The sequence below is a fragment of the Brevundimonas sp. AAP58 genome (genome assembly GCF_001295975.1).
GTDB lineage: Bacteria > Pseudomonadota > Alphaproteobacteria > Caulobacterales > Caulobacteraceae > Brevundimonas.
In genome coordinates this window covers 70,652-77,818 of sequence record NZ_LJHU01000098.1, presented here as the reverse complement: position 1 = coordinate 77,818, position 7,167 = coordinate 70,652, and the positions used below count along the sequence as shown (strand labels likewise).

Below are 7,167 nucleotides of genomic sequence, written 5' to 3'. Positions count from 1 at the left end.
TGGCGGGCTCCGGTCGGTCACGCCCGTGACGCTAGCGCCGCCGGTCCACCCGCGCCAGCCACCGCATCCGGCCGCCGCGTTTCAGCCACGAACATTGCGCGCCGGTAACAATATGAAATCACGACGAAAATCATGACGGCGAAGTAACTAGGGCGCGTCAAGCAAGCTTGATATGCGGCGCGAGAGACCGGCGCAGGGTGCGCCGACGGGGGCCGAGCCATGATTCGACTGAAATCCATCCTGATGGCGGGCGCCGCCGTGGCCGCCATCGGCACGCCGGTCCTGGCCCAGACAGCCCCCGCACCGACCCCGTCGACACAGCAGACGCCGCCGGCCCAGACTCCGCCTGCCCAGGAGCAGGAAGAGCCCGAGGCCCAGACCGACGCCGTCACCGATGTGGTCGTCACCGGCCGCCGCGAGGATGTCCGCACCTCCATCGACTCGGTCAGCTACAGCCTGGCCAACGACCTCCAGGCCACGACCGGCAGTCTCGCCGACGCGCTGAGGAATGTCCCCTCCGTCGATGTCGACCCTGAAGGCAACGTCTCCCTGCGTGGCGATTCCAACGTCACCATCCTCGTCGACGGTCGCCCCTCGGGCATCCTGTCCGGGGCCGGACGCGGCCAGGCCATCCAGCAGCTGCCCGCCGACCAGTACGCCCGCATCGAGGTCATGACCAATCCGTCCGCTGCCTACAGCCCGGAGGGGTCCGGCGGCGTCATCAACCTGATCACCAAGTCCACGGCGCCGCGTCCCGGCCGCCAGACCACCGGCTCGATCCGCGTCAACGTCGGCGACGACGGCCGCTGGAACGCGGGGGCCTCAGGCTCCATCCAGGAAGATCGCCTGACCCTGTCGGGCGACATCAGCTATCGCGCCGATCCCGTCAGCGTTTCCTTCGAGCGCATCCGCGAGCAACTGAACCCGACCACCGGCGCCCTGATCTCGACCACCACTACCGATCAGGAAGTCGAGAACGACCAGAGCGGGGCTTTCGGCCGCGTCACCGCCGAATACCGCCTGACCGACAAGACCCAGCTGACCGGCGAACTGCGCGGCGTCGCCTTTTCGGGCGAGGGTGACATCGTCGGCCTGTTCGAGACCCGCAACGCCGCGGGCACGCCGACCAGCCGGTATCGCCGCGACGGATCGGTCGACTTCGATTTCGTGAACTGGGGCGCCACCGCCCGCCTGCTGCACCGCTTCGACGACGCGGGTCACGAATGGTCCAACGAGTTGCGCTATGATCAGAACGGGAACGAGACCAGCGGCCTGAACCTCTCGCGCTTCGCCCTGCCGGTCGGGCCCGACCTCTATGAGCGGACCGCGCAGGACTCGGACCAGACCACGATCGGCCTGACCAGCGCCTACACCCGGCCCTTCGCCGAGGGCGGACAGCTGCGCCTGGGCTATGAGCTCAACATCCAGCGACCGGAACAGGACTTCGTCTTCTCGCGCGGCCCGTCCGAGGCCGGTCTCGCGGTCGTGCCGGGGTTCTCCAATCGCTTCGAGGCCGAGCAGACGGTCCACGCCTGGTACGCCACCTGGGAACGGCCGCTGACCGAGCAGTTCTCGGCCCAGCTGGGTCTGCGTCTCGAGCAGGCCGACATCGAGATCACCGACCTGACCGGCGGCGCGACGGCGGAGCAGGACTACTTCAAGGCCTATCCGACGGCTCACCTGCAGTACAAGCTGTCGGAGACCCAGACCCTGCGCGGCAGCTATTCGCGCCGCATCGCCCGGCCCCAGCCGCAGCAGTTGAACCCCTTCGTCGCCTTCCAGGATCCGCTGAACCTGAGCTCCGGCAATCCGGACCTGGAGCCCCAGGAGACCGACGCCTTCGAGGTCATGTGGCAGATGCGCCAGGGCCAGACCTTCTACATGGCCACCGCCTATCTGAGGGACACCGACGGTGCCTTCACCCAGGTCGCGCGCGACATCGGCGGCGGCGTGCTCCTGACCCGGCCCGAGAACCTCGGCTCGCGCCGCGACACGGGCATGGAGTTCACCGCCAACGGCCCCCTGACCTCGACCCTGCGTTACAGCGGCGCGGTGAACGTCTTCCGTCAGGAGATCGATTCGACCGGCATCCCCGGCGGCGGCAACCGTGAGGGCACCTTCGCCAGCGGCCGCCTGAACCTGACCTGGCAGCCGACGACGGAAGACTTCATCCAGGTCTCGGGTTTCTGGCAGGGCGAGCAGCTGCTGGCGCAAGGCACCCGCGAGGCCGGCGGCATGCTGAACATCGGCTATCGGCGCAAGTTGACGGATAATCTGTCGTTCAACTTCACCGGCCGCGACGTGCTCGGAACGTTCAACAACGACACGGTGTTCGAAACCCCCGCTTTCCGCGAGGAGTTCAATCAGGACATCAACCTGACCGCCTTCTACATCGGCCTCAGCTGGACCCTGGGCAACGGCCAGCGCCGCCAGCCCGAGCAGTTCGACTTCTCGACCGGCCCCGCCGGAGGCTGATCCCGTTTCAGGCCGCGCGGCGAGCGTCCACCGCCGCGAAGGCCTCGGGGAACCGGTCGCGCGCCCAGGCCGGATCATATTCCGGATGGTCGCGATACCGCTTGATCCAGCGGTTGGCGTAGACCCCGAGCGCGGGCGCGGGGTCCAGCGGGTCGAAGATGGCGTGAATACAGGTCGCGGCATCGACGCCGATCTCAACCAGCTTGCGCGCCGCCTCGCCCGGCCCAACGACGCCGTCGCCGACCCGCTTCATCAGCAGGTTCAGGTCGCCCTTGGTCCAGACGTAGCGCACCCCCGTCCGCGCCGACCAGGGATCGGCCCAGCCCTCGACCCGCCGGCCCAGAGCCAGCTCCAGCCCCCAGACGCTGTGCCGCAGGCCGGCGTGCTCGGCGATCCGCGCCAGGCTGACGCGCGGATTGATCTCCATGAAGGTCAGGTCTCCGCTACGGGGACAGACCACGAACTGGGCGCATCCGGTGGAGGAGTAATCCAGCGCCTCGACCAGCCGCTCGACGCCTTCGCGCACGCGCGGCGTCGGTCGGACCGTGACGCCATAGGTCGTATAGCCCGTGCCGTCATGCTCGTGCGTGCGCGCCGCGCGGATCTCGACAGCCCCCAGAAGACGGCCCCGGTCGGCGCTGAAGATGACGCTGTGGCGCGGTCCGGTGACGTATCGCTGGACGATCAGCTCGGGATGGATCTCCGGCCAGGCGGGCATCCGGGCGGCCAGCGTCGGCTCATCCGGCACGATCAGGGCCTTTCGCCCGAACAGTTCGGCGTCCACCACCGAGGGCTTGACGATCACCGGAAAGCCCAGCGCCCGGGCGGCCCCTCGCGCCTCGGCCAGGCTCGCCACCCGGCGGAAGGGGGCCAGGGCCACGTCCAGCCGCTCGCACAGACGAAACAGCCCGGTCTTGTCCATGCAGGCTGCGACGGTGACGGCATCCGGCATGATCAGCCGCCCGCGCGCCTGAAACGCCGACCGATGCCGCGACATCAGTCGCGAGCCCGCCTCGCTGACCGGCTGGATCGCGGTCACCCCGCCCCTATGGTCCAGCCAGTCCAGGATCACCGGCAGGGCCTCGTCGGTGCCGGGCTCCAGCGGCGGATGCCGGAACGACCCCGCCAGATGCCGCGACCATTCCAGATAGTTGCTGGAGACCGAGACGCCCGCGAAGACCCGGACCCCCGCCCGATCGAGCGCCTTGGCCACCGGAAAGGCCATCCGCGCATCGCCGACCAGCAGGACGGACGGCGCGGGGCGCGTTTCAAATCGGGACACGGACAGGCTCCTGACACGGGTTCAGCCGCGCCCGCGCAAGCCGCATGCCCCTTTCAACCCCGCGTTGCCCAGGCCATCCAGACGGCGACGGCGGCGATCCCCGCCGCCATCGCCCGACCGGCCCACAGGCCGCGCAGCCGGCGCATGACCACCGCCCCGGCCGCCGCCGCGCCCAGCACGATCGCGCCGTGGATCACCACGCTGACGATCAGATGCAGGCTCCCCAGCGTCAGGGCCTGCGCCATCGGAGAGGCGTGGTCGGGCCGGATGAAGGTCGGCAAGAGCGCCACATAGAAGACCGCCGCCTTGGGGTTCAGCAGATTACCCATCAGGCCCCGCAGGAACAGGCCGCGCAGCTTCTCCGGATCGCGCCCGACGTCCTCGGCCACCTTGCCCGCCCCGGCCCAGGCCTCCCACGCCAGCCAAAGCAGAAACAGCACCCCCGCCCAGCGCACCGCCTGATACAGCGCCGGAAACGCCAGCAGCACCGACGTCAGCCCAACCGCCGCCAGCACCATCCACACCGTCAGCCCCAGGGTCACGCCCGCGACCGCTGCAAACCCTGCCAGCCGCCCCTGCCCCATCGAAACGAGCGCCAGCCAGCCCATGTTCGGCCCCGGCGTCAGTTCGACCAGCGCCACGCCCACCAGAAACGGCAGGACGACGGACGGATCGACGGGCCAGAGGGCGTGCGGCATGGCGCCACCCTAGACCCTCCGCGCCCGGACCTCTTGTGTGGCTCGATCGCCACACCCAAGTGACCGGTCAAGCGGCGTTGCTCCTTCGAGGGCGCCGGTCCACCATCGTCGCCTCAGGGGACAGCCATGAATCTCGACCTCTACTCCGACCGCGCCAAACAGGCCGTCCAGTCGGCCCAGACCCTCGCGCTCGCCCGAAAGCACCAGCAGTTCGCGCCCGAGCACCTGCTGAAAGTACTGCTGGAAGAACGCGACGGCCTCGCCCGCAACCTGATCACCTCGGCCGGCGGCGACCCTGCGAAGGCGGCCGACGCCGCCGAGGCTATGCTGAAGAAGCGCCCCCAGGTCGAATCCGCCACCAGCCAGCTGTATCTCGACGGCTCGACCGCCCGGGTCTTCGCCAAGGCGGAAGAAGCCGCCAAGAAGTCCGGCGACGCCTTCGTCACGACCGAACGCATCCTGTCGGCCATCGCGCGCGAGGGCGGCCCCGCCGGCGACGCCCTGAAAGCCGCCGGCGTCACCGCCGACAAACTGGACGCCGCCGTGGCCGACATCCGCAAGGGCAAGACCGCCGACTCCGCCGGGGCCGAGGACGCCTATGACGCCCTGAAACGCTACGCCCGCGACCTGACCCAGGCGGCGCGCGACCAGAAGATCGACCCCGTCATCGGCCGCGACGAGGAGATCCGCCGCACCATCCAGGTCCTCGCCCGTCGCACCAAAAACAACCCCGTCCTGATCGGCGAACCCGGCGTCGGCAAGACCGCCATCGTCGAGGGCCTGGCCAAGCGCATCGTCGACGGCGACGTGCCCGAGAGCCTGAAGGACAAGACCGTCATGGCGCTCGACATGGGCGCCCTGATTGCCGGGGCGAAGTATCGCGGCGAGTTCGAGGAGCGGCTGAAGGCCGTGCTGGGCGAGGTCACGGCCGCCGAGGGCCAGATCATCCTCTTCATCGACGAGATGCACACCCTGGTCGGCGCCGGAAAGACGGACGGCGCCATGGATGCGTCGAACCTGCTGAAGCCCGCGCTGGCCCGCGGCGAGCTGCACTGCGTCGGCGCCACGACGCTCGATGAGTACAGGAAGCACGTCGAGAAGGACGCCGCTCTCGCCCGCCGCTTCCAGCCCGTCTTCGTGTCGGAGCCGACGGTGGAGGACACCGTCTCCATCCTGCGGGGCCTCAAGGAGAAGTACGAGGTCCACCACGGGGTGCGCATCTCGGACTCGGCCATCGTCGCCGCCGCGACCCTGTCCAACCGCTACATCACCGACCGCTTCCTGCCCGACAAGGCCATCGACCTGATCGACGAAGCCGGGTCGCGCGTGCGCATGGCCGTCGACTCCAAGCCCGAGGCTCTGGACGAGATCGACCGCCGCCTGGTCCAGCTCAAGATCGAGCGCGAGGCCCTGAAGAAGGAGACTGACGCCGCGTCGATCCAGCGCCTCGAAAAGCTCGAGGACGAGATCAGCGATCTGGAGGTCGAGTCCGAAGACCTGACCCGGCGCTGGAAGGCCGAGAAGGAAAAGGTCGGCCAAGGCGCCCAGCTGCGGGAGACTCTGGACCGCCTGCGCGCCGAGCTGGCCAGCGCCCAGAGGAACGGCGACCTCGCCCGCGCGTCCGAGATCGCCTACGGCCAGATCCCCCAGATCGAGAAGCAACTCGCCGAGGCCGAGAGCGCCGAGGCGGCCGCCGCCTCCCTGACGCCCGAGGTCGTCGACGCCGAACAGATCGCCCAGGTCGTCAGCCGCTGGACCGGCGTGCCCGTCGACAAGATGCTGGAGGGCGAGCGCGAGAAGCTGCTGTCGATGGAGGACGCGCTTCGCGGCCGCGTGGTCGGCCAGGACGCGGCGCTTGCCGCCGTCGCCGACGCCGTGCGCCGGGCGCGCGCCGGCCTGAACGACCCCAACCGCCCGCTCGGCTCCTTCCTGTTCCTCGGCCCGACGGGCGTGGGCAAGACCGAGCTGACCAAGGCGCTGGCCGCCTTCCTGTTCGACGACGACCAGGCCATCACCCGCATCGACATGAGCGAGTACATGGAGAAGCACTCGGTCAGCCGCCTGATCGGCGCCCCTCCGGGCTATGTCGGCTATGACGAGGGCGGGGCGCTCACCGAGGCCGTGCGCCGGCGCCCCTATCAGGTCGTCCTGTTCGACGAGGTCGAAAAGGCCCATCCCGACGTCTTCAACGTCCTGCTCCAGGTGCTGGACGACGGCCGCCTGACGGACGGTCAGGGTCGGGTGGTCGATTTCAAGAACACCCTGATCATCATGACCTCCAACCTCGGCTCGGCGGCGCTCGCCGATCAGGGCGAGGGCGAGGACGTCGAGGCCGTGCGCCCCTTCGTCATGGAGGCTGTCCGCGCCCACTTCCGGCCCGAGTTCCTTAACCGCATCGACGAGATCATCCTGTTCCGGCGCCTGGGCCGCGACCAGATGGCCGGCATCGTCCGCATCCAGCTGGCGCGGCTGGAAAAGCTGATGGCCGACCGGCGGCTGACTCTGGCTCTGGACGACAGCGCCTCGGCCTGGCTCGCCGACAAGGGCTACGACCCGGTCTATGGCGCGCGCCCGCTGAAGCGCGTCATCCAGAAGGAGCTGGTCGACCCCATGGCGAAGAAGCTGCTGGCCGGCGAGATCGCCGACGGCAGCGTGATCGCGGTGTCAGCGGGGACGGATGGGTTGGAGATCGGGAAGGCGCGGGTGCATTGA

4 protein-coding genes are annotated in these 7,167 nt (G+C 69.3%); 2 read left to right on the top strand and 2 right to left on the bottom strand.

The features are described from left to right. Positions 1-219 precede the first annotated feature (219 nt). Positions 220-2,475, top strand: a complete 2,256-nt coding sequence (locus IP78_RS12555) for a TonB-dependent receptor domain-containing protein (protein WP_054112014.1) — start codon at positions 220-222, stop codon at positions 2,473-2,475. A 7-nt stretch (positions 2,476-2,482) separates the two neighbouring features. On the opposite strand, the gene IP78_RS12550 is transcribed toward IP78_RS12555, so the two are convergent. After that, a complete protein-coding gene (locus IP78_RS12550; RefSeq protein WP_197272452.1) occupies positions 2,483-3,757 on the bottom strand; it encodes a hypothetical protein in 1,275 nt (424 codons plus the stop codon). Between the two features lie 53 nt (positions 3,758-3,810). Then, a complete protein-coding gene (locus IP78_RS12545; protein ID WP_054112012.1) occupies positions 3,811-4,455 on the bottom strand; it encodes a LysE family translocator in 645 nt (214 codons plus the stop codon). A 126-nt stretch (positions 4,456-4,581) separates the two neighbouring features. On the opposite strand from IP78_RS12545, the gene clpB reads away from it, so the two are divergent. Continuing rightward, a complete protein-coding gene (clpB, locus tag IP78_RS12540) occupies positions 4,582-7,167 on the top strand; it encodes an ATP-dependent chaperone ClpB (RefSeq protein ID WP_054112011.1) in 2,586 nt (861 codons plus the stop codon).

Bases quoted from the DNA above. Each gene is read 5' to 3' on its own strand.
- IP78_RS12555 (WP_054112014.1), top strand. From the start codon at position 220: ATGATTCGACTGAAATCCATCCTGATGGCGGGCGCCGCCGTGGCCGCC.
- IP78_RS12545 (WP_054112012.1), bottom strand. From the start codon at position 4,455: ATGCCGCACGCCCTCTGGCCCGTCGATCCGTCCGTCGTCCTGCCGTTT.
- clpB (WP_054112011.1), top strand. From the start codon at position 4,582: ATGAATCTCGACCTCTACTCCGACCGCGCCAAACAGGCCGTCCAGTCG.